Consider the following 22,759-nt stretch of genomic DNA (forward strand, 5'->3'; position numbering starts at 1 on the left):
CATCGTCAGCTTTGAAGCTGCCGCGAGAAATCGCACAGTTCCACGGCCCGGGACGCCACCTCCGTGACGAACGCTGAGGGTCGGTCATTTCGATACATGGCCATGTAGGGCACGGGCGGCAATTGCGGGTCGGTCTGGATGATCGTCAGCTTCCCCTCATCGACCAGGGGACGAAAGCATTCCAGCGGCAGGTAGGTGACGCCCAGCCCGGCAGCCGTCAGGCCAAGCATCGCGGTGAGGCTGTCGGAAGAGAGGGTCTTGGGCAGGTCGATGCCCAGCGCGCTCAGCCATTTATTGACGTACAAGCCGGACCCTGAGCGTTTACCCTGCACCAGTACCGGGTATTTGGCGAGTTCGGCGAGCCCCACGACGCCCGATTGACCGATCAACCCCGGCGCTGCCATCCAGGCGTTCTCTACGATGGCGAGTGGCACGGCCGTCACTTCTGGCGCGGTGAAGGTGTCGGGAATAACGATGAGATCCACCATATCATCCATGAGCTTTTCATGAAGGTTGCGGCTCATGTCGACTTCCGGCTCCACGGTCAGGCCGGGAAAATCTTTCACCAAGCGCGCGATCAGACGGGGCAGCCAGGTCAGCGCCGTGAGTTCCGTGACGCCCAGCCTGAGGCGTCGGGTCACGACATGTTTCCCATCCTTCAATGAGGTGATGCGCTCGGCCAGGACGAGCATTTCGCGCGCGATCACCAGCAGCTCTTCGCCGGTGGCCGTCAATCGTGCGCCGCGTTGGGAGCGATCGAACAGCTGCAGACCCGTCGTGGATTCGAGTTCCTGCATACGTTTGGAGATGGCGGACTGCGTGGTGTTCAAATGCTCGGCAGCGCGTTCGAATGTCCCCAGGCGTTCGATCCAGTGCAACGCAGTGAGCTGGCGTAGGGTGATCACGTTCATTCCTCATAGGCATGTATCGACATAGAATAATATCGCTTTTTCTATTTAACAGCGTGTTTATCCTCATGGACATCAGCCACCTGAGGAACACACATGAACGCTATTGCCTCAACGCCGGATATCAGCGCCCTGTTGGCGGCGTACACGCGCACATCGACTTCCATCATCAGCGACTGCCTGGACCGTCTTCCTGGTGCGCCGCTTAAACCTTTTCATCGCATCGAAGGCACGATGGCAGGTATCGCCCTCACCGTGAAAGTGCCCTGCGGCGACAACCGTGCGATTCATCAGGCTCTGGAACTTCTAAGCCCGGGTCAGGTGCTGGTGGTCGATGGCGGTGGCGATATCAGCCGTGCGTTGATGGGTGACATCATGGCGGCGATTGCCGAAAAACGCGGCGCTGCCGGTGTTGTCGTGGACGGCGCGATTCGTGACCTGGCGACCATCGGCAAGGGGACATTCCCGATGTTCGCCCGCGCGGGGTTCCATCGAGGTCCGTACAAAAACGGACCGGGGGAAATCAACGTGCCGGTCAGCATTGGCGGCATGCTGGTGTCGCCGGGCGACATCGTCGTGGGTGATCATGACGGCATCGTGGCGTTCCCGGCATCACAGGCAGAAAGCCTGCTGCAACGCTGTCTGGCCACTGAACAAAAAGAAGCAGAGATGCTGGCGCAAATCGCCGCTGGCACTTACAAAGGCGCCTATGCGGCCCACTGAAGCGGAAGCCCAAACAATGAAAATCGGAATTATCGGCGCGGGTGAAGTCGGCCTCACCTATGCACGGCCGTGGTCAGCGGCAGGGCATGAGATCGTCCTGTGTGATTTGAAACCGTCCCCTCGCGCTCAAGCGATCGCGGCAGAGCTGGGGCTGGACGTGTCAACCTCCATTGCCGATGTTGTGCCCGCCTGCGATGTGGTCGTGTCCTGCGTGTTCGGCACGGTGTCCCTGGCCGTCGCCGAACAGGCCCTTGGCGCCATGCAAAAGCACGCGCTCTTTGTGGACATGACCACGGCCGATCCTGAGCAAATCAGAATCGCAGCTGCCCAGGCCACCCAATTGGGCGTTGCCTATGTGGACGTCGCGATTCTGGGCGCTATTGCCCTGACCCACGAGAAGACCAACCTGATCGGTGCCGGCGCCGGAATCGACCGGGCGCTGAACCTGTTCGCTTCTGCAGGCGCTCCGCTCAAGCCGGTAGAGGACGGCGCGGCAGGCGATGCGGCCGCGCTGAAAATCCTGCGTAGCGTGTTCACCAAAGGGTTGGAGGCGCTGACCATCGAGTGCTTCATGGCCGCCGAAAAACAGGGCGTCACCCACAAGCTGCACGACGCCTTGAGCGATATCGACCAAGCCAGCCTGCGCGACTTTCTCGGCGCCTTGATCCGCACGCACGTGGTTCATGCGCCACGCCGTCTTAAAGAGGTCGAAGAGGCCGAGCGTCAGCTGCGTGCCGCCAACATGCCGGTGTCGGTATTGCCCGGCGTCAGAGACCTGTTTCAACGGACCTCTGACCAAATCGGTTCGAATCCTCCACAAGCCGCCGCGCCGAGCCTGGAGGAAGCGTTTGAATGGCTTTTCAAAGCAAACGGGATTAACCGGTAGCGGGTGATTTTCGGAGAGGGAGAGCCGGTCAACCTGCCCCCTCGACAAACGCGCCGAGTCTGATTGCTGTCCTTTGAGCCGGGATAGCAATCGACCTTCCGATCACTCACGCCAGCGGGACGAAGAACACGCAGATCGATGTCTGAGGCTAAGCAACTTCAACGCGGGCTTACGACATCCTGTTCGTGATGTGCGGTGTTTCGTACACCGTCGCCAGATCATCAATGCAAAACCGAGGCTTTCTTCGTAGAACAGTGAGCCTCAGTACGCATCAAAACGAGCGGCGCCGCTTTTGGTGCGGCTGAAGCGGATTCAGGATTGAAACGACGGCAAGTACGTCAGTGATTGCCGACGATCCGCTAGAGGGTGGACTCGTCACCTGCCACCGTTATGGAGACGTCAGGATTTACCTAATAACTTGTGCGCCAGGTCCCGATCATTTGCAGACAACCCTTGCGCACTCATCGCTTTATTAAGCTCGGAAACGGCGCTGGAAAGACCCGAGCGTAAAGCACTGACCTCAAGTTGCAGTTGCTTGCTGCGCGTGTCTTTCTGCTCTGAATTGAGGGTTTTGTCATTGGCAAGATCACTCAATTCCTTGAGTTTTTCGGCAATCTTTTGTTCGATCTCCCGAATAGACTTTAACGAGTCCTTGATTCCATCAGGAAGGTTGGAGGCATCAATATCTGCGTTGCGCTGCTTGACTTCTTCCGCCTTTTTTCGAGCTTCGGGGGAAATACTGACCTGAATGCCCGTTGCCGTGCGCGTTGTGCCTGCGTCCAGTTCCTTGGCAACAGGAGTGGCGGCCCCTAACGACGCTACGGTAGAAATCTGCGCAGTCACGGCGGGCGGCTGGAACGGTATTTTCACGATTGATTCGTCCTTTTGCATCGACTGCAGATGTTTTTACGTTACTGCTTAGTCGGCACTTGGAGTGATGATAATGGCCTGACCTCAATCTGTTCTTGAATGCAACTTACAGGCGCAGTGACCCTCTGGGACATGATCGGCTATTCCTTTAAAAACTTGAGGCCTTCCACAGTCAGAACGTGTATTTCACCAGCCGATCCAGCGCCAGGCGGCCGCTGCCACGCAACGCGATGTAGAGGGCGAGAAACGTCATCAGTACCGGGTATTCAATTCCCCGGTCGACCCATGGCCACGTGGGGCCGAGCGCGCAACTGATCCCTATCATTTCCAGAGCGACGATCAGAGCCACGGGTCGGACCCACAGGCCAACAGTGAGCATCAAGGCGCCCAAGGTCTCCAGTAGCATGACGAGAAACGCCAGCTCGCTGGCGAAGGGTAGCCCCAGAACGTTCTGTATCAGGTTGATGGAGCCTTCCATGGGATTCGCCATGGAGCCGTGCGATGTTCCCAACGCTTTCGGCAGGCCGTGAGTCAACAAAATGATGCCGAACATCGCGCGCAAGAGGGCATACATCACCGGCTCTCCTCGCGCATACACCGGCACTAGCGTCGGGAACACCCGTTGCCGCTGGCGGTTAACACGTTTAGCTGGCAGTTGAGCGTCGTGCATGGGGTTGGTCATATCCGGATTCCTTGAAACGATGAAGCAAGCTCGGGTCCAACCCGATAACGCTTACGATGCTGGTGGTTGCGAGGCAATCAAGAGCCAGGCGTTTAACGTCCTGAAGGGGTGAACGCGCTTGCGCTGACCTTGTTAACCGAATCAGGGCCCAGCAAGCTGATCAGCTCACTCAGGGCGGGGTGGCCAAAATGGCGCTCCATTGCCTGACGCGACTCCCAGAAGCCGGCCAAAATCCAAAGCGCCCTTTTTGTCTGACTTCGAAGCGCTTGATAAGTGATGCAGCCAGGCGAGGCCCGCAGGGTTGTCGCCAAGGATGACAAACGCGATGCGCACGACAATGACGCTTCGTTCTGCAACTGGACTTCAATGATGCTGACCGCCTCAGTCACGACGGTACTGCCCGACGAATCACTCGTTTCAGTCATCATCCCGTTCCTCCGGATTACCATGAACTGACAGCAGGTCGCCCAGCTTGCTGAGGCGCCAGGATTGGGTGGGGCGCCATATGCGGTTCAGTGAGCGACGTTGTCCCTGGTGCCTATGTTGCTTGTTTGCCGGTTATGGATAAATACAGCTAGATTGCCAACACTATTCAACCAGGAGCAACAATTGATGGACCGATTCGACGCTCTCCGGCTGTTCACCCGCATCGTGGAATCGAGCAGCTTCAGCCGCGCTGCGACAGCCCTCGACATTCCCCGTGCCACCGCGACTCACGCGATCAAAGAGCTGGAAAGTCGACTGGGGATTCGACTGCTGGAGCGGACCACTCGGCATGTGCGACCAACAGTCGACGGGCAGGCGTTCTATGAGCGATGTGTGTTCGTGCTAAGTGAACTGGACGATGCCGAGTCATCACTGCGCCATGTTGCGTCTAATCCGCAAGGCTTGCTGCGCGTGGATATGCACGGTACTCATGCGACGAAGATCGTTCTGCCAAGGATCAATGAGTTTCGGGCGCGCTACCCGGGAATCGAATTGACGGCCAGCGGGGGTGATCGCCTGGTCGACCTCGTTCGGGAAGGGGTCGATTGCGTCGTGCGCGCTGGCACACCCCAGGACTCGACGTTGGTGGCCAAGCCGCTCGCGGTGATGCCCCAGATCATTTGCGCGAGTCCTGATTACCTGACGCGTTTCGGCAGTCCGGAAAAACCTGGAGATCTGAACGAACACCAGACAGTGAAGTTCTTTTCGAGCAATGGCTCTGCCAATCTGCCTTTGGAGCTGGTCCTCGGTGGTCGGATACGCCCGTTCACACTCGATGGCTGGATGGCAGTGAACGATGCGGAAAGCTATGTGGTATGTGCGTTGCGTGGCTGCGGTCTGATCCAGGTGCCTCGTTACCATATCGAAGAGGATTTGAAGGCGGGCCGCCTGGTGGAAGTGTTGAGCGGCTGGAAGAGCCCAGCCCTGACGGTTTCTGCGATGTACCCGCATCATCGACACCTGTCGCCACGGGTGCGCGTCTTCATTGACTGGCTGAGTGAGGTCTATCGCGAGATGTTCGGCCCACTTCCAGCCGACTACTTGCAATCGACTTGAGCGCCTGCCAAGCCATCCTCATATTGGCGGTCGATGCCGTTGGCCGGCCGCTCGCAGTTGATCCGAGCCAGCAGCCCACGTCTCCTGACTCCTCTCGATGGCTACTCTGTTATCCGCAGCAGTCGAGCGTCCCTGGCCGGCGGTATACCAAACATGCGGACGTACTCGCGACTGAACTGTGACGGATGCTCGTAACCGACTTGAAATCCTGCCGCTGCTGCATCCATCGCTTCGGCGACCATCAGCCGACGAGCTTCCTGCAGCCTCAGCTGATTCCGAAACTCCAGTGGACTCATCGACGTGACCGCCTTGAAGTGCGCATGGAACGTGGAGCGGCTCATGCCGGCAATATCGGCGATGTCATCGATCCGACAGCCTTCGCTGTAATGAGAACGCAGCCAGGCAATGGCCTTGGCGATTTGGTTCAAGCGGCTGTCTGCCCGGGTCATTTGCCGAAGGATGCTGTTGCCGGTGCCGGTCAGAAGGCGATAGAGGATCTCGCGAATGACCAGTGGAGCGAGCCCTTCGATATCGCTGGGCCTGTCCAGCAGACTGGCGAGCCGTACGGACGCATCCAGAAGCTCAGGCGTCGTTTCGCTCAGCGCGATTCCAGGAAGCACAGCGTCTCGGTTCCCGTCCGGCGTCGGGTGACGAAGGGCGAGGTCGCTTAGCTCGGTCATGTCGAGGTCGAGCACCAAACAGAGATAAGGCGCGGCCTCGCTCGCTTCGATGACGGCGCCCATGACCGGAAGGTCTACCGATGCGATCAGGTAATTGGCGGCATCGTACACATAGGTGGACGTACCCAGCATCGCTTGCTTGCGGCCCTGAGCCACCAGGCACAGCGTCGGCTCGTACACGACAGGCATCGGCATTGTCGGTGTGGCAGAGCGAATCAGCCCGACCCCTGGAATCGGAGTCACATGGATGCCGTCGCCTGGCGCGTGCCGGCCCAAGATATCGACAAGCTTTACGAGGGAATCCATGTCTATTCCATTTCGTCGGGTTGTGAGCGGTTGGAAAGGTCGACAGTTCGGACAATCGTATAAGGAATCAGGTCAATCTTGCTACAACCCAGGTCTGCCGGTGGGGCAGACTTTCACTCAAGACATGAGCGCCTGGATGACGGCAGGAGACAGTGGGGCGGGGCGTCCGGCGCTCTGAACGTTCATATGTGCCGGTCGAGTCGTTCCTGCGTTCGAGCAAGATTCGGCTGAGACAGTCCGCCGATCTCACTTGGCCCGCTTCTGCACATTCAAACGGATTGAGGATTATCTAAATGACGATACAACGATACGTCATCGCCGCAGCGATGGTGGTCTACGCCACGCTGGCCAGCGGATTTGCGGTCGCTCAGGGCAGTGAGACGACGACTGAGCGCAATCGCACGTTCATCGCGCAAGCCTTCGCCAACTGGGCTGCCGGTGGAAAGACATTTTTCCAGGACGTGGTTGCGCCCGACGTGATCTGGACCATCAAAGGCACGAGTCCCGTCGCTGGAACCTACAGGAGCCGCGATGACTTTCTAAAGCGGGCAGTCGCGCCATTCGCCTCGCGTCTGGCCTCACCCGTTCAACCGACGGTGAAGGACATATGGGCCGACCGCAATGACGTCATCGTGTATTGGGACGGAGTTGCCACCGCAGCCGATGGCGCGACCTATCGCAACAGCTACGTCTGGATTTTTCGAATGAAAAATCTGCGCGCAACCGAGGTCGTGGCATTCCTCGATCTGGTTCCCTTCGATGACGTCATACGGCGCATCCCGCTTGATACGTGAGGTCATCCGCAAGGCCACCAGCAATACAGGCGCCAGCAGACCCACTTGGTCACAGGACGGCAGCATCCCGATACCCACGGTCGCGGCGCCCATCATGAGCAGTGTGAGAATCAGCGAATACTTACGACCGTATCGATCACCTGAGTGGCCAACTATATCGCGACGTTTTCCTTCTACGACATCCAGTTACCCCCATCCACGTTGTAGGTCTGAGCGACGACGTATTCGCTTTCCCCGGAAGCGAGAAAGACCGCCATTCCTGTCAAGTCTTCGGCAGTGCCCATCCGGCCGTAGGGCACCTCCAGCCCCACGAGGCGTTTCTTTTCGCCCACTGGCCGATTTTCATACTTGGCAAACAGGGCATCGACACCGTCCCAATGTTCCCCATCGATGACGCCCGGGGCGATTGCATTGACGTTGATCTTGTGCGGGATGAGATTCAGCCCGGCCGACTGGGTCAGGCTGATCACGGCAGCCTTGGTCGCGCAGTAGACGCCTACCAGCGCTTCGCCCCGACGTCCTGCCTGGCTGGCCATGTTGATGATTTTTCCACCGTGGCCCTGGAGGATCATTTGTCTGGCGGCAGCCTGGAGGGTGAAGAGCGTCCCTCCCACGTTGATGGAAAAGAGCCGGTCGTAGCTGTCGCGGCTGATGTCCGTGATCGGCGCCATATCAAACAACGCTGCATTGTTGATCAGAATGTCCAGCTTGCCTGTCTTGCTCACGACCTCGGCAACCGCCGCTTCGATAGACGCTTGCAGGGTGACGTCCAGCTTGACCGCGTATGCCTGATGACCAAGCTCCTCGGCCGTCTGCCGGGCGCGCTCAAGGTTGATATCGGCGATGGCGACCGTCGCACCTTCCCGAATGTAAGCTTTAGCGAATGCGCGTCCGATTCCGCGCGCAGAGCCTGTGATCAGGGCACTCTTGCCTTCAAGTCGTTTCATGCGTGTGTCCGCCTTCTGCAGGGAAAAGCCGTTGAGGTCATCTTTCTGGATAGCCCGCGCGCGTTATTTCTTTTTGAGCGAGGTCGGCCGGGCAGCAATCAGTGCCTGATTACATCAGCGGGAAAGAAAGGCAGCAAACACACTGCCGCCGACGTGCCGATACTTTTTTGACGGGAGGAACGATCAGCCGCCGCGGTTAAAAAAGTATCGGTTGCCCCCTGATTCGAAGGTGGAGTTGTTCGCTGCATGGGGTATACGCTGATAGGACGCATGATCAGACAACCCCCAGGATGAGGTCGCTCATGGCCGGAAATTTCACGTCGCTCTTCGAGCATCCGCCTGCTGAGCTGGAGATCATTCTTCCCTTACCCGAGCAAAGTTTCCGCTGGTATGAACATGATTACCCGTACCCGCTTGCCCGTTGGAATTACCATCCTGAATTCGAGATACACCTCATTCGGCACGGCACGGGAAAACTGGTGGCGGGGGATTACATCGGGGCTTTTGGCCCAGGGCACGTGGCGATGATAGGGCCCGATCTGCCGCATGACTGGATGGGGGATCTCGAAGCAGGCGAGCACATTGAAGGCCGCGATGTCGTCCTCCAGTTCGATGCCGCGTCATTGCTGAAGCTTTGTCCGCTCATGCCAGAGCTGGGCGATCTACAACCGCTGTTTGAAAAGGCTCGGCGCGGTCTGGAGTTTTCGGGTGCGACTGCCGTTGACGCTGCGAGCCTGCTGGAAGCTATTGGACCGGCGTCGGGGCTACAGCGACTGGTGTTATTTTTGCAACTTCTCAACCTTTTGCTGCGGGCGCCGGACTCGCAAACTCGATGCCTGGCAAGCGCATGTTATGCACCTGTCCTGGATGTCAAAAGCGCTGAGCGGATTCGCAAGGCGTTCGAGTATCTGCAGGCGGAGCTTGCGGGTGATATCAGGGTTTCAGTTATCGCCCAGCGGCTGAACATGAGTGAGCCTGGTTTCTCACGTTTCTTTAAACGCGTGACCGGGCATGGCTTCATCGACATGATGCGCAAGTTACGGATCCAGCGTTCGTGTCGACTGCTGGCGCAGACCCGGATGTCTGTGACCGATATCTGCTTTGAAGTGGGTTACTGCAACCTTTCAAACTTCAACCGCCATTTTTTGCACGAAATGAACGTCACACCCAGCGTGTATCGCCGAGGAGCGAATCTGACGACGTGCATCTGAATCGCCAGATCGACTGGTTGACCAATGCGCCGGGCATCCGAATGTCGCATGGACAAGGGCAGGGCGAATCACTCAACACCGGTATCACGAAGGCTTGCGACCGCGCTGTGGCAAATCATACGCAGTGCCCACGCACCGAACGCGGTCGGTGATCATAAGGATGGTCAGCGTCATCCCGGTGGTTGTGGCTGCCGTGGTCCGAGGGGTCGAGGTCACTCAGTCGCCACCAGGTTACTAAATAACGTTCTTAAGTTACTCCCATTGCGCTCAACTAACCGGGATCCAATTATCAAAAATTTATTAGCTTGCTATTAAACTAGTGGGTGTAAAAAAGTTCAGGAAAAATAAACCCTGTGTATCAGTGAGTTGTACGGATCGTGTTCGCTCATCAAAAATTTCTCGCTAAGCTTTACAAAAATTTCACATCCGTTGACTATAGTGATGTCATTGAGCCACCTGTGACAGGTTTCGATAGTCCCTCCAACTATTAAGGTGCGGGGCTGCAACGAAAGGACGATGCACGCCGCTTCTTTTGGGAGCTAGAATGCATCGACGCCAAACCAGGGATTTTGTTTAAATTCTAATAAGGCTTCTGGGTTGCTAAAACTACAACAACATCTGTGAAGAAGGTTTTTCCCTATGAATATCAGAACCCTGAACGTTGCACCACGCGCTGTCATATTCTTCAGTATGATCCTGCTGATACTTATATCGTTAGGCATCGTTGCTGCGCTTCAGATGGGTAAGCTACGCGAATCCGAGCAAGACGTGGAAATGAACTGGATGGCCAGCGTGCGTCAAGCTGCCCTGATGAATGCCAGTTTGCTGAGGTTACGCCTGGAAAGCCTGCGGGGCGTCACGGCGACAGACGAGAAACTGCAGAAAGAAACATTGACCGCTTTTTCCGGCTATCGAAAGAATTTCGACGATGCGATAAAAGACTACGGGAAACTGGTCGCCAGCGAGCAGGAGCGAAACTTGTACAGTGGCGTCCAACAAGCCGCGGCGAGCTATTCGCAACAACTGGATGTGTTTCAAACCCATACCGGCGCCTCGGACTTTGCTGCGGCGACGGCGCTGATTAATGATGTCATACGTCCTTTAACGAACGACCTGGGCGAAAAAATAACCCGCCTGTCTCAATATAACGACGAGGGTGCGAAAGCCGCTGGCGTCCACGCCGCTGATACTTACTCTTTTGGCCTGACACTGATCATTGTTTTGGTCTGTTCAGCCGTATTGCTTACGGCCATTCTGGCGGCACTGCTGATTCGCAGCATCACGCGCCCAATGGGAGATGCATTAAAGGTGGCAGAGCGCATTGCAGCTAGCGATTTGTCCCATGATATTCAAGTCGACGGTAAGGACGAGGCCGCGCGTTTACTCACGGCGCTGGCGACAATGCAGCTGAACTTAAGGGGGACGATTTCGCATATTGCCGACTCCTCTACACAACTGGCTTCAGCTTCTGAAGAAATGACCGCCGTCACGGAAGAGGCCTGCAGAGGATTGGTGAAGCAGAATGATGAGGTCAATCAGGCTGCCACTGCGGTCACTGAGATGAGCGCGGCGGTCGATGAGGTTGCACGCAACGCGAACGCCGCATCCACCACAACCCAAAAGACGATGGAGTTCACCCATTCGGGGATCGATAACGTCGCGCAGACGCTTAAAGCAATAGAAAGTCTGGCCGAGAATGTCACCAGCACCGGTCAGCAGGTGAGGGCACTGTCAACGAGGGCGCAGGATATCAGCAAGGTGGTGGAAGTCATCCGCGCGATCGCTGAACAAACCAACCTGTTGGCGCTCAATGCCGCAATCGAAGCCGCACGAGCCGGTGAGCAGGGGCGAGGCTTCGCAGTCGTCGCTGATGAAGTCCGGGCACTGGCCCATCGAACTCAACAATCGACCCATGAAATCGAGCAGATGATAGGCGGTATCCAGGGCGACTCGACCCATGCGGTCAGCGCCATGGAGCTGAGTTCGAATATGGCGTCTCATGCCATTGCCGTGGCGCATGATGCCGATGCTTCACTCAAGCAGATCGCCGACGCCATTACCCACATCAACGAGCGCAACCTGCAAATCGCAACGGCGTCGGAAGAGCAGGCTCAAGTGGCGCGGGAAGCCGATCGTAACTTGATCAGTATTCGTGAGCTTTCCACCCAGAGTGCAGCGGGCGCGAGTCAGACCGCCAGCGCCTGTGGCGAGATGTCCAACCTGGCCGTTGAACTTAATAATCTGGTCGGGAAATTCAAGCTGTAAAAAGGTGCCGACACGCCGCGAGGCCAGCATCCCTGCTTGCTGAAAATCACGTGGGCTGAGCGGCACCCGCTCGGCGCCGGCCGCTTTCGAGTACACGCAGGGCGATGTCATCCAGCGTCACCACCTGACCGACACCACCCAGCTTCAGTGCTTCTCGAGGCATGCCAAAAACGACGCAGCTTGCCTCGTCCTGGGCGAACGTTTCGGCGCCGGCGTCGAACATTTCCTTGAGGCCCCGTGCGCCATCATCACCCATGCCCGTCATGATGATTCCGGTGGCGTTGCGCCCGGCAAATCGGGCGACCGACCGGAATAACACGTCCACCGAAGGTCGATGTCGATTGACGTGGGGACCGTCGAGCACCTGAACATGGTAAAAGGCGCCGCTGCGTTTGAGGACCATGTGCTTGCCGCCCGGGGCGATCAGCGCAAGGCCGGGCAGGATGCGGTCGTTATTGCGCGCTTCGCGAACCTCAATGGCGCAGAGGCTGTTCAGCCGTTCGGCGAACGAGGCGGTGAATTTTTCCGGCATGTGCTGGACGATCACCAGGCCCGGGCAAACCCTGGGCAGTCGTACCAGCACCTGTTCAAGCGCCTGAGTGCCCCCGGTAGAGGTACCGATGGCCACCACGCGCTCGGTGGTCTGGGCCATCGCCTGACCTGAGGCCGGTAGAATCACATCGGCGCTGCAGCGTGTCGGCACCGCCGCAGGCGGTCGTGGTCTCGCCTGCAGCGCGCGCAGGTTGGCTTTGGCTGCGCCGCGCACGGCGTGCACCAGTTCCGCAGCCGACTGCTGCAAGAACTCTTTCAGCCCGGCGCGCGGTTTGGTAATGACATCGGCCGCTCCGGCAGCCATGGCCTGCAGCGCGGTCTCCGTGCCTTTCTCGGTCAGCGAAGAGCAGATCACCACGGCGGTCGGCCGCTCGCTCATCAACTTGCGCAAAAAGGTCAGGCCGTCCATGCGCGGCATTTCGATGTCGAGCACGATCACGTCGGGCCAGTTTTTCGCCATTTTATCGAGGGCGAACAGCGGATCGCTGGCGGCGCCAAGCACTTGCATGTCGGGCTCCGCCTCAAGGATCCCTTGCATGACCTGTCGCACCACGGCCGAGTCGTCAACGACCATCACCTTGATGCGGTTCATGGTTTGCGGTAGATCGAAGGGGAAATGACCTCGAGGCTGTCGCACACCCCATTGAGGCTTTCCGAATGACTGATCAGAAAATAGCCTCCTTTACGAAGCATGGGCAGCAAGCGCTGTACGACTTGGCGCTTGGTGGCCATGTCAAAATAGATCATGACGTTGCGCAACATAATCACGTCAAAGTCACCCAGTCGTGGCAGCGTTTCGTTGAGATTGATCCGGCTGAACTGCACCCGTTCACGCAGTCGCCGCTCCACCAGCAAGGTGCCGGCGTGCCGCCCGATGCCTTTGAGGCAATGGCGGCTGAGCTGGTCGTGGGAAAGGTTGCGGGCGCGTTCCATGGGGTAGTGCCCGGCGCGCGCCTTGGCCAGTACCTGGTTGCTGATGTCCGAGGCGATCACTTCCCACGGCGCGTTACCCAGTGCGTCCGCCAGCGTCATGGCCAGGCTGTAGGGTTCTTCTCCACTGGAACACGCCGCACTCCAGACCCGGAACGGCCGCGTGCTCGATGCATGAGGCAGCACCTGTTCACGGAGAAAGTCGAAGTGCTTGGGCTCGCGGAAAAAATAGGTCTCGTTGGTGGTCAGCATGTCGAGCGCCATCAGCGACTCGGCGGCGCCTTCCTGACTGCTGATCAACGCGAAATAGTCGCCATAGCTTGTCAGTGAGTGATGGCGCAGGCGCTTGGACAAACGTCCGGCAACGAGGGCTTTTTTGGCCGGGCTCATGTGAATGCCGGCCGTTTCGTGCAGCCAGGCCTGGAACTGCTGAAATTCCCGATCCTTCAGGGCCAGGCTGTTCACGCCGCACTGTCCGCGCTGATGCTTGCCAGCGCCGTCATGTCTTCGACGCACAGGACGCGGTCCACATCCAGCGCAATCACGAAGCGTCCGTCGATGCGCGCCATACCGCTGATGAAATCCGTACGCAGCCGCGAACCGAAGCTGGGCGGCGGCTCGATGGCGTCGTCAGGAATGTCCAGCACCGCCGAGACGGCGTCCACCAACAAGCCGAACACCTGCCGCTCACCGTCGCTGGCGTGCACTTCGATAATCACCGTACAACTGCGACGACTGACCTGCGAGCGAGGCTGGCCGAATCGCGCCGCCAGGTCAACGACCGGCACCACCGCACCTCGCAGGTTGATCACGCCGCGTACGTAATCCGGCATCAAGGGTACAACCGTGACCTGGCCGTACTCGATGATTTCCTTGATGCCCGGGATGGCGAGCGCGAACAGTTCATCGCCCAAGGTGAAGGTCAGGTACTGGCTTTCCTGTTCGCTGTTCGCTGAGATCTTTTCTGACGTCGCCATGCTCTACGTCCTCAGAAGTGGGTGAATTCGGCTTCGTTGAGTTCCAGCGCGGGCTGGGCGGAGCGGGGCTTGAGCCGCGGGGTGGCGGGGTACTGAGTCTTGGCGCGGCTCAGTGCCGTCTGGGCAGTGACGACGCCTTCTGCCTCCACCTTGAAAAAGCCCATGGCGCGCTGCAGCTGCTCGGCCTGACTGCTCATTTCTTCGGCGGTGGCGGCCAGTTCTTCGCTGCTGGACGCGTTCTGTTGGGTCACCTGGTTGAGCTGCACCATCGCAATGTTGATCTGCGCAACGCCCGCCGCCTGTTCTTCCGAAGCCGCGCTGATCTCCTGGACCAGGTCGGAGGTTTTGCTGATCGATGGCAGCATCTCGCCGAGCAGGGCGCCGGCGCGTTCAGCCAGGTCGACGCTGCTGGTGGAGAGCTCGCCGATTTCCTGCGCGGCGACCTGGCTGCGCTCGGCCAGTTTGCGCACTTCCGCCGCGACCACAGCGAAGCCCTTGCCATGTTCGCCGGCCCTGGCCGCCTCGATGGCCGCATTGAGCGCCAGCAGATTGGTCTGATAGGCAATGTCGTCGATGATGCCGATGCGCTGGGCGATTTTCTTCATGGCCGCGACGGTCTGCTCGACCGATTTGCCGCCCTCTGTCGCTTCACGGGCCGCCTTGCTGGCCATGCCGTCGGTCACTTTGGCGTTGTCGGTGTTCTGATTGATGCTGGCGCTCATCTGCTCGACCGACGCGCTGGTCTCTTCGACGCTGGCGGCCTGCTCGCTGGTGGCCTGGCTCATGGACTGCGCGGTGGCACTGACTTCTTCCGAGGCGCTGGCGAGGCCATCGGCCGCATGGCGGACTTCGCCAATGATGCGCGATAACTTGCTTACCATGTTCTGCATGGCGCCGATCAGTTGACCTGTCTCGTCCCGGCTTGCAGGTTGCAGCGAGACCGTCAGATCACCCTCTGCCAGACGACCTGCCAGTTCAGCAGCCTGTTTGATCGGGCGCGAAATGATGCGCGAGACGTACCAGGCCATGAACAGCCCCAGCAGCAGGGCGACCGCCAGAACGCTGATGATGGCCAGACGCGCGCTGGCATAAATGCTGTCGCCCTTTGCACTGGCAGCATTGGCGCCATCGTCGTTGAGTTGCACCAGACGACCCAGGGCGTCGGAAACGCGGTCGAAGAGCGCTTTCGACTCACCATTGAGCAGGGCGCGAGCCTCCTGCATCTGGTCCTGGCGCGAATAGCCGAGCATGGTGTTGCTCACAGTGAAATAGGCGTTCATGTCAGCGGTCACTGAATCGATCAACTGCTGCTCCGTGGGACTCGCCACCAGCGGTGCGTAATCAGCCAGGCGCTTGAGTGCGTCCGCACGCGATTGCCCCGCCTGCGCTTCGATCGCTGGTTTATCGGCGTCTTCAGCCAGGATATGGCGGGCTTCACGGGTCCGGTATTGCGTCAGGTTAAAGCGCAAACCAGCGGCAGTGCGCATGGAAGGAATCCAGTTTTGCTTCATTTCAGTGGACGTGGAATTGACCTGCGCCAGCTCGTAGATGGCAAAGACACCCATGACGACGCTCAGTGACAGCACCGCAATGAACGAGGTGAGCAATTTGGTGGAAATTTTAAGATTGGCGAACCATTGCATGATGACTTCCTTGGGGCGTGCCCCGGCCTAAATGGCGTTACGAAAAAGCGATGAAGTTGGCCCGACCGAGCGTGGTCTTTGTCCACTGTGCTGCTCGATCAGGACTTTGAGTAATGCGGGGATGTCGAGGATCAGGGCCACGCTGCCGTTGCCCAGGATGCTGGAGCCACTGATGCCCCGCAGGCCGCCGAACAGCGCGCCCATGGGTTTGATGACGGTCTGGTGTTCACCCATCAGGCGGTCCACCACCAGTCCGGCTTTTTGCCCTTGGGCCTTGACCACCACCACGTTTTCGCGCCGCGACGGACTGCCTTCCAGCGCCAAGTGTTCGCGCAGGAAAATCAGCGGCAGGACCTCCCCGCGAAGGTCGATATGGCCGCGCTCGCGCAGGGTCTCTCGTTCTCCAGCGGGCAGTTCGATGCACTCATGGACCACGTCGAGGGGCACGACGAAGCCGCCACCGGCCACTTCGACCAGAAGGCCGTTAATCATCGCCAGGGTCAGTGGAAGGCGGATGCGCACGGTCGTGCCCTGGCCGGGCTGACTGTACAAATCGATGCTGCCGCGCAAGCTGGTAATGTTGCGCTTGACCACGTCCATGCCGACGCCGCGCCCGGACAGATTGGTCACCGTGTCGGCGGTGGAAAATCCCGGTTCGAAGATCAGGTTCAGCAACTCGCGTTCACTTGGATCGACAGCACCGATCAAACCTCTGTCGCGGGCTTTTGCCAGAATCCGCTCACGATTGAGTCCTGCTCCGTCGTCGATCAACTCAATGACGATGCTGCCGGAATCGTGAAACGCGTTTAGTTGCAGCTGTCCTCGCGCCGGTTTTCCCGCGGCAAGGCGGACCTGCGGCATTTCGATGCCATGATCCATGGCATTGCGCACCAGATGCATGAGCGGATCGCCGATGCGTTCCACCAACGCCTTGTCGAGCTCGGTGTCGGCACCGCTGATGAGCAAGTCGATTTCCTTGCCCAGTTCTTCGCTGACATCGCGCACCACGCGCTGAAAACGATTGAAGGTGTCGCCAATCGGCACCATGCGCATGGCCAGCGCGCCATCGAGCAGTTGCTCGACCAGGGCAACCACTGTGGACGTCGCCTCCGTCAGGGCGTCGTTACCGGTTTCCCGGGCCATCAGCTGAGCGCCTGCGCCAACGGTGATCAGTTCACCGGCCAGATCAATCAGCCGTTCCAATTGATCGGAGCGAACCCGAATGTAACGCTGGCTGCGATTGTCGGCGGCGGGCTTCTCTGCGGCGGTGGCGACCGTAGCTGAGCCCTCGCTGGTTGCAGGCCGCTCCGTAACCGCAAAATCCTCGCTGCTCAGGGTGCCGCAACGGATCAGCGCATCGGCAAGCCAGTGACTTTCGTCCCCGGCGTCCTGTATCCACTGCAGGTAGGTGTCGATGGGCGTTTCGGGGGCAAAAATGAATAGCCGACACTCATCGCGCACGAATTCGAAGGCTTCTGCGATGGCGGTCTCGTCGCGGTCCGAAAGCAGGCTGATTTCAAAACCCAGATAGCAGCTCTCGGCGTCCATGTCGGCAGCCGGAGGGATGCCTTCGCTGTAAGTCGCCACGCCCCTTATCTCACCCAGCGAGCCGAGGTAGCGCAGGAATGACAGCGGATCCATGCCGTTACGCAGGACGTCGATTCCGAAACGCACCGATATGTGCCAGGCCGCCGAGGCGCAATTGTCAACCGTGGACGCAGATTCCAGCTCGCGCGCCGGTTCGCGAAATCCGCGCAGTCTTTCCCGCAAGCTCGCGTCCCGCTCAAGGCTGTCGGCGCTCAGCGCCGCGCCGCGTACCGCCACCACTTCGATCAACTCCAGCAGATGATCGTTGCAGCCCAGCAATAAGGCTGTGAGGTCGCGGTTGGCGTGAATCTGACCGTCACGCAATCGGTCCAGCACATCCTCGACGACATGCGCGAATCCGACAATGGGTTCCAGCCCGAACAGCCCCGCCGAGCCCTTGATGGTGTGGGCTGCGCGAAAGATGCTGGCGAGCTGATCGGCATCGTCTGGCGCGTGTTCCAGCTGCAATAAGGATTGCTCCATATCCTGCAGCAGCTCACGCGCTTCAGCGATGAACGTCTGAAAAGCCTGATCAAGATTGATATTCACGGCACTGTCCATCGTAAGGGCCCATCAGGCCCGGTGTTGTCCCTGAAAGTGCGAGTTGAGTCTGCAAAGCTCGAGCACCTGCTCGACCGCCGGGCTTGTCGCGAGCAGACTCAGTGCGACCCCCGCTGCGGATAACTCGCGCTGAGCCAGCAGCAGCAACTGCAATCCGGCACCGTCCATCTCGGGCACCTGAGTGAGGTCCAGCTCCCAGCTTTGCGGGTTCGCCAGCCATGGCCGCCACGCCGCCGCCAGTTCAGCCGCGGTGTAGATGGTCATCTCGCCTTGCACGGCCATTCGCGTGACGCCGTTCTGGCTCTCGGCGGCTATCACGGCAGAATCAACTTGGCGACGGCCGCCATCATCTGTGCGGGCTGGAAGGGCTTGACCACCCACGCCCGGGCGCCGGCGGCCTGTCCTTCCTGCTTGCGGCTTTCCTGCGATTCGGTGGTCAGCATGATGATGGGCGTGAATTTGTACGCCGCCAGCTTCTTCACTTCCTTGACGAAGGTAATGCCATCCATGTTTGGCATGTTCACGTCGCTGATCATCAGATGGACTTTCTGTCCGGTGAGTTTGCCCAGCGCATCCTTGCCGTCGCAGGCTTCGATAACGTCGTAACCTGCGCTTTTCAGCGTGATGCCCACCACTTGACGAATGCTCGCGGAATCGTCCACTACCAGTACTGTCTTGGCCATGCGGCCTCCTGTGATGTTAGAAAAAAGTAATCGTGTCTTCGGCGGGTTTGGTGGACTTGCCTGCGTGGTTCTGGCGCTGTTCGCGCATCGCATAGCCGCGTTCCATTTCCGCCATGAAAACGTTGGCATCCAGTATCAGTGGCTGGTCATTGAGCCGGGCTTGCTGCAGTTCGTCGTAAAGGGCATTCATGCGTTCGCGCACCTGACTCAGAATCTGGCTGACACGGTCCTGAAATTGCAGAGCGACCAGCACCTCACTGATTTCCTGACCGATGCCCGCGCTTTCGTTGAGCAAGCCATCGGTGGATTGACGCAATTGATCGGTGATCGAACCGAAACGGGCGAGCACACCTTCGATGGTGCCCTGGCACGCGCTGACACTGTCGTTGCTGCGCTCGCTGCTTTCGCCTGCGACCTCCACCAAGCGAGTGATTGCCGCATTGATGATGTCGACCTTGGCTGACATCTTCTGACCGGTCTCGCTGGACTGGCTGGAAAGGGTGCGTACCGCGTCGGCAACCACCGCGAAACCTCGTCCCGCTTCTCCGGCGCGCGCCGCTTCGATCGCTGCGTTCAACGCGAGCAGGTTGGTCTGGGCTGCGATGGCGGCTACGTCGGAGGCCATGGACCGGAGTTCACCGGTGTAGGACGTCAGGTTACGGACTTCGCCGAGCATCTCGTCGCGGCTCTGCTGGGAGAAGCGCAATGACTCCACCACCTGATCCAGCTCAGAGGCGCTGGTGGTCAGGCTGCCGGCGCCCGTAGCACCGCCGTCGGCGGCGAGCTTTGAAGCGCGGACGGTGTCATCCAGGCGCCGAGAAATGTCCACGAATCGCGAGGTCAGGTCAGAAATCGCCTGCTCGGTCTGCTCGCGGGAGGTGTCGATTTGCCGGACCCAGATCGGCAGCGCCTGCTCACAGAGCACCTGAAGTGCTGGCGTTGGGGGCTGCTCCAAGGGGCGCGAATGCGTTTCCTCATGGGAACGGCGCAGGCCCGACTGGCGCTCGACGCGGCGCACGATCCATGCGGTGTAGAGTCCCAGGAACACACCCGGGACCCCTGTGCACGCGAGTATCGATACCCATGACAATGCGCCCCCCGCCAGCGCGGTCAGCGTTCCCCACGCTGCAAGACCTGCAAAAAAACCGGGGGCGAGCAGGGTGAAAAGACCGACATTCCTTGACGTAGGCATACGCAATTCCATAGCTGGGCAACCGCAATTTTGATGAGTGACGCAATGTAGTTATCACCAACGCGTCACAAAACTTGACCCTTGGAGTAGCGCCGTTCGTCGCATTGGATCCTAAACCTGTACAGGCCTTGTACAGCGCAAAGCGCCTGATCAAGTCTTGACCGTTTCGCTTGCCGCAACGGCGGGTCTTGTCGAGCAGACGTGCCGGGCGGTAGAGGCGATTTTGCGGAGGGGGTGTCAGACAGATGATCTGCGCTGAATCTGTACAACGCTCTGCAGTGCTTGCCGTGGTCCGGTGTGTAAAGAATTGAAGTCTTGAAGTCGACGGCTGCTTGCAGTGTCAAACGCGCGTCCCGGGTGATTTGGGGAACCCCTGTCAGCTATCACTGGCATCTGGCCGAACGCGATGCTGGACCTTAAGACGGGACGGTGTCCTGCACTGAATGAATGGGGCCAGAGAGGCCGATGGCAGGCGGCCGCCCATGCAAGGCTGTGGTCGTGAGCCGGGCTTTTTTTAATTGGCGACTCAAACCAGGCGGCTGGCCGGTGACTCGCTTGAAGGCGCGGCTGAAAGCCGCCTGCGATGTATAGCCCAATCGCTGGGCGACTTCCTCGATCGGGAGCCGTTCGAGGGTCAGCCACTGACTGGCAAGCCTCATCCGCAGTTCGGTGACATAGCGCAGCGGCGACATACCGATCGTGGCCTGGAATCGGTCGGCGAAGACTGAGCGAGAGGTATTGCACTGGTCCGCCAGTTGCGCAACGGTCCAGTCGCGTCCCGGATGTTGATGCAGAGCAACAAGCGCGCGGCCCAGGCGCGGATCGCGCAACGCCGCCACCAGGCCAGAGGCGTTACCACAGGCGCACTCCACCCAGCCGCGCACGACCATGGCGGCCACCACATCGGCCAGACGCGCGAGGATCCCGGCAAAGCCCACGCGCGCGGCACTGACCTCGCGCTCCATGGTGGCGAGGATGGGCACCAGCCCCGGATAACGTTGGCCGCCGGCGTCGATCAGCATCAGGCCTGGCATCAGTGTGCCGAGGCCATGAATGCTGCCCAGTTCGAACGCCATACAGCCGTTGAACATGATCGTGCTCGGCAGGGGATTGGCGTCGGTTTCCGTATCCACGGCACTGATGGTGTCACCGAGCGGGGCGCCGTCGAAGCTGTCGATGTCCTTGATGGGGTGGTCCTCCGCCGACAGCAATTGGTGCGCCGCGCCGTGGGAGATGAACACGGCGTTTCCCGCCGACAGCCCATAAGTGGTTCCGTCTTCCATACGCAGCACCGCGCTGCCGACCGCCAGGAAGTGGAACCAGGCATGCCCCGGCTTTGCCGCGAAGCCCAGGCCAAAGCTCGGGCCCGCCTGGATGCGGCGGTACTGAACACCGCTCAGACGCATGCCGCGCAATAGCTCATTGATGAAGTCCGAGGACAGGGCAAACGGATCGGCAGGCATCATCTCTCCGGTGTTTTGATCAAAAAATGAAGATTCCCAATCATAGATCATCCAGTTTCACGGGCCTAGACTCCGGATCGCATTGAAAATCTGGAGACCCCTGCAATGACTCACTGTGTTTGTGATGCCGTGCCCGAACGCCAGCGTGGCGCCGAGACCGATGAAGAGCCGGCCACCGCCGCCTGGCTGGCCGTGTTCTCACTGGCGATGGGCGTGTTCGGATTGCTGACCGCCGAGTACCTGCCGGCCAGCCTGTTGACACCGATGGCGGTCGACTTGGGCGTGTCCGAAGCGCTGGCCGGACAGGCAGTGACAGTGACCGCCGTCGTGGCGCTATTCGCGGGCCTGTTGGCGCCGGGCCTGACCCGCGGTATCGACCGACGCCTGGTGCTGTTGGGCTTTTCCACGCTGATGATCGCTTCCAATCTGCTGGTGGCCGTTTCCTCCAGCCTGGCGGTTCTGTTAGCCATGCGCATTCTGCTGGGGATCGCGTTGGGCGGTTTCTGGAGCATGGCGGCGGCGGTGGCGATGCGACTGGTGCCGGCAGCGTTGTTACCCCGCGCGCTCTCGATCATTTTTAGCGGCATTGCCGTGGGTACGGTGGTTGCGGTTCCGCTGGGCAGCTACCTGGGCGGGTTGTACGGCTGGCGTAGCGCGTTTCTGGCAGCGGCGGCCGTGGGGGTACTGACCCTGGCGTTCCAGTCATTCACCTTGCCAGCCTTGTCTGCACGCCGACCGGCACGCCTGCGGACGGTCCTCGACGTGCTGCGCCGTCCAGGCATTGCAATGGGAATGTTCGGTTGCGTGCTGGTCCACTGTGGCCACTTTGCGCTGTTCACCTATATCCGCCCGTTCCTTGAAAGCACCACCGGCGTTGGTCCGCAAGCGCTGGCGTTGATGCTGCTGGGTTTTGGCGTGGCGAATTTCATCGGCACGTTGCTGGCCGGCTGGCTGCTTGAGCGTAGCCAACGGCTCACCCTGGTTTTGATGCCGACGCTGGTGGGGCTGACGGCACTGGCACTGGTGCTGTTGCCCGCATCGGTGCCCGGGCAGGCGGCGTTGCTGGCTGTCTGGGGGCTGGCATTTGGCGGTGTCCCGGTGGCGTGGTCGAACTGGGTCGCCAGCGCTGTACCCGATCAGGCGGAAAGTGCCGGCGGCATGGTGGTGGCGTCGGTGCAGTCGTCTATCGCCGTGGGAGCAGCCGCGGGCGGCGCCATGTTCAGCTTCAGCGGCATCGCAGGAGTATTCGTCGCGGCGGGGGTATTGATGCTCTTGGCAGCGTTGCTGATTGCAGTGTGTGTCCGGGTGAAGACACCCCGTCAGCGCCCCGAAACCAAACCTGAGCTGCACCTCTGAC

The 22,759-nt window shown here is 59.6% G+C and carries 22 protein-coding genes; 7 read left to right on the forward strand and 15 right to left on the reverse strand.

Features of this window, described 5'->3' with window-relative positions; translation table 11 throughout:
• Nucleotides 1-5: 5 nt before the first annotated feature.
• Nucleotides 6-905: a LysR family transcriptional regulator gene (locus BMY73_RS04285; protein ID WP_092405477.1), complete on the reverse strand. Its 900-nt coding sequence runs from the start codon at nt 903-905 to the stop codon at nt 6-8.
• A 99-nt stretch (nt 906-1,004) separates the two neighbouring features.
• Between BMY73_RS04285 and BMY73_RS04290 the strand changes: the two genes are divergently transcribed.
• Together BMY73_RS04290 and BMY73_RS04295 are read left to right on the forward strand one after the other, a co-directional pair.
• On the forward strand, nt 1,005-1,631 hold the full coding sequence (locus BMY73_RS04290; RefSeq protein WP_218190141.1) for an RraA family protein: 627 nt from the start codon (nt 1,005-1,007) through the stop codon (nt 1,629-1,631).
• Nucleotides 1,632-1,647: 16 nt separating this feature from the next.
• Nucleotides 1,648-2,517, forward strand: a complete 870-nt coding sequence (locus tag BMY73_RS04295; RefSeq protein WP_175500126.1) for an NAD(P)-binding domain-containing protein — start codon at nt 1,648-1,650, stop codon at nt 2,515-2,517.
• Nucleotides 2,518-2,916: 399 nt separating this feature from the next.
• Here the strand turns inward: BMY73_RS04295 and BMY73_RS04300 are convergent, their stop codons facing one another.
• The 3 genes from BMY73_RS04300 to BMY73_RS28750 form a co-directional block, all read right to left on the reverse strand.
• Nucleotides 2,917-3,387 (reverse strand): hypothetical protein, encoded by a 471-nt coding sequence (locus tag BMY73_RS04300; RefSeq protein ID WP_092405261.1) that lies wholly within the window; start codon nt 3,385-3,387, stop codon nt 2,917-2,919.
• Nucleotides 3,388-3,559: 172 nt separating this feature from the next.
• Entirely contained in the window at nt 3,560-4,069 is a 510-nt protein-coding gene (locus tag BMY73_RS04305; RefSeq protein ID WP_256570808.1) for a DoxX family protein, read from the reverse strand.
• A gap of 92 nt (nt 4,070-4,161) precedes the next feature.
• Nucleotides 4,162-4,518: an antibiotic biosynthesis monooxygenase family protein gene (locus tag BMY73_RS28750; protein WP_092405263.1), complete on the reverse strand. Its 357-nt coding sequence runs from the start codon at nt 4,516-4,518 to the stop codon at nt 4,162-4,164.
• A gap of 163 nt (nt 4,519-4,681) precedes the next feature.
• Between BMY73_RS28750 and BMY73_RS04315 the strand changes: the two genes are divergently transcribed.
• Nucleotides 4,682-5,611 (forward strand): LysR family transcriptional regulator, encoded by a 930-nt coding sequence (locus BMY73_RS04315; protein WP_092405265.1) that lies wholly within the window; start codon nt 4,682-4,684, stop codon nt 5,609-5,611.
• A gap of 101 nt (nt 5,612-5,712) precedes the next feature.
• Here BMY73_RS04315 and BMY73_RS04320 read toward each other — a convergent pair whose 3' ends face one another.
• Nucleotides 5,713-6,597 (reverse strand): AraC family transcriptional regulator, encoded by an 885-nt coding sequence (locus tag BMY73_RS04320; RefSeq protein ID WP_092405267.1) that lies wholly within the window; start codon nt 6,595-6,597, stop codon nt 5,713-5,715.
• Nucleotides 6,598-6,890: 293 nt separating this feature from the next.
• Between BMY73_RS04320 and BMY73_RS04325 the strand changes: the two genes are divergently transcribed.
• On the forward strand, nt 6,891-7,391 hold the full coding sequence (locus BMY73_RS04325) for a nuclear transport factor 2 family protein (RefSeq protein WP_092405269.1): 501 nt from the start codon (nt 6,891-6,893) through the stop codon (nt 7,389-7,391).
• A 173-nt stretch (nt 7,392-7,564) separates the two neighbouring features.
• Here the strand turns inward: BMY73_RS04325 and BMY73_RS04330 are convergent, their stop codons facing one another.
• A complete protein-coding gene (locus BMY73_RS04330; RefSeq protein WP_092405271.1) occupies nt 7,565-8,338 on the reverse strand; it encodes an L-iditol 2-dehydrogenase in 774 nt (257 codons plus the stop codon).
• A gap of 302 nt (nt 8,339-8,640) precedes the next feature.
• Between BMY73_RS04330 and BMY73_RS04335 the strand changes: the two genes are divergently transcribed.
• Both BMY73_RS04335 and BMY73_RS04340 read left to right on the forward strand, forming a co-directional pair.
• A complete protein-coding gene (locus BMY73_RS04335) occupies nt 8,641-9,549 on the forward strand; it encodes a helix-turn-helix domain-containing protein (protein WP_062382187.1) in 909 nt (302 codons plus the stop codon).
• A 639-nt stretch (nt 9,550-10,188) separates the two neighbouring features.
• Nucleotides 10,189-11,814: a methyl-accepting chemotaxis protein gene (locus BMY73_RS04340; protein WP_092405273.1), complete on the forward strand. Its 1,626-nt coding sequence runs from the start codon at nt 10,189-10,191 to the stop codon at nt 11,812-11,814.
• A gap of 46 nt (nt 11,815-11,860) precedes the next feature.
• On the opposite strand, the gene BMY73_RS04345 is transcribed toward BMY73_RS04340, so the two are convergent.
• From BMY73_RS04345 to BMY73_RS04385, 9 genes are all read right to left on the reverse strand, one after another.
• Entirely contained in the window at nt 11,861-12,958 is a 1,098-nt protein-coding gene (locus tag BMY73_RS04345; RefSeq protein ID WP_092405275.1) for a protein-glutamate methylesterase/protein-glutamine glutaminase, read from the reverse strand.
• The gene (locus BMY73_RS04350) at nt 12,955-13,761 is read right to left on the reverse strand and encodes a CheR family methyltransferase (RefSeq protein ID WP_092405277.1); all 807 of its coding nucleotides are present in this window, start codon (nt 13,759-13,761) and stop codon (nt 12,955-12,957) included. The genes BMY73_RS04345 and BMY73_RS04350 overlap by 4 nt, the downstream gene beginning before the upstream one ends.
• Nucleotides 13,758-14,273: a chemotaxis protein CheW gene (locus BMY73_RS04355; RefSeq protein WP_092405279.1), complete on the reverse strand. Its 516-nt coding sequence runs from the start codon at nt 14,271-14,273 to the stop codon at nt 13,758-13,760. The genes BMY73_RS04350 and BMY73_RS04355 overlap by 4 nt, the downstream gene beginning before the upstream one ends.
• 11 nt (nt 14,274-14,284) lie before the next feature.
• The gene (locus BMY73_RS04360; RefSeq protein WP_062382192.1) at nt 14,285-15,916 is read right to left on the reverse strand and encodes a methyl-accepting chemotaxis protein; all 1,632 of its coding nucleotides are present in this window, start codon (nt 15,914-15,916) and stop codon (nt 14,285-14,287) included.
• 27 nt (nt 15,917-15,943) lie between these two features.
• Nucleotides 15,944-18,052: a chemotaxis protein CheA gene (locus tag BMY73_RS04365; protein ID WP_092405481.1), complete on the reverse strand. Its 2,109-nt coding sequence runs from the start codon at nt 18,050-18,052 to the stop codon at nt 15,944-15,946.
• 24 nt (nt 18,053-18,076) lie between these two features.
• The gene (locus BMY73_RS04370; RefSeq protein WP_256570810.1) at nt 18,077-18,382 is read right to left on the reverse strand and encodes an STAS domain-containing protein; all 306 of its coding nucleotides are present in this window, start codon (nt 18,380-18,382) and stop codon (nt 18,077-18,079) included.
• The gene (locus tag BMY73_RS04375) at nt 18,379-18,747 is read right to left on the reverse strand and encodes a response regulator (RefSeq protein WP_062382194.1); all 369 of its coding nucleotides are present in this window, start codon (nt 18,745-18,747) and stop codon (nt 18,379-18,381) included. Before BMY73_RS04375 ends, BMY73_RS04370 begins: the two co-directional genes overlap by 4 nt.
• Nucleotides 18,748-18,763: 16 nt before the next feature.
• The gene (locus tag BMY73_RS04380; RefSeq protein WP_092405281.1) at nt 18,764-19,951 is read right to left on the reverse strand and encodes a methyl-accepting chemotaxis protein; all 1,188 of its coding nucleotides are present in this window, start codon (nt 19,949-19,951) and stop codon (nt 18,764-18,766) included.
• A gap of 404 nt (nt 19,952-20,355) precedes the next feature.
• Nucleotides 20,356-21,402 carry an AraC family transcriptional regulator gene (locus BMY73_RS04385; protein WP_092405483.1) on the reverse strand — a complete coding sequence of 349 codons (1,047 nt, stop codon included), beginning with the start codon at nt 21,400-21,402 and terminating at the stop codon, nt 20,356-20,358.
• A 105-nt stretch (nt 21,403-21,507) separates the two neighbouring features.
• Here BMY73_RS04385 and BMY73_RS04390 point away from each other — a divergent pair, with 105 nt between their 5' ends.
• Nucleotides 21,508-22,758 (forward strand): MFS transporter, encoded by a 1,251-nt coding sequence (locus BMY73_RS04390; RefSeq protein ID WP_092405283.1) that lies wholly within the window; start codon nt 21,508-21,510, stop codon nt 22,756-22,758.
• Nucleotide 22,759: the final 1 nt, after the last annotated feature.

Origin of the sequence: Pseudomonas sp. NFACC02, assembly GCF_900110765.1 — a bacterium.
Classification (GTDB): domain Bacteria; phylum Pseudomonadota; class Gammaproteobacteria; order Pseudomonadales; family Pseudomonadaceae; genus Aquipseudomonas.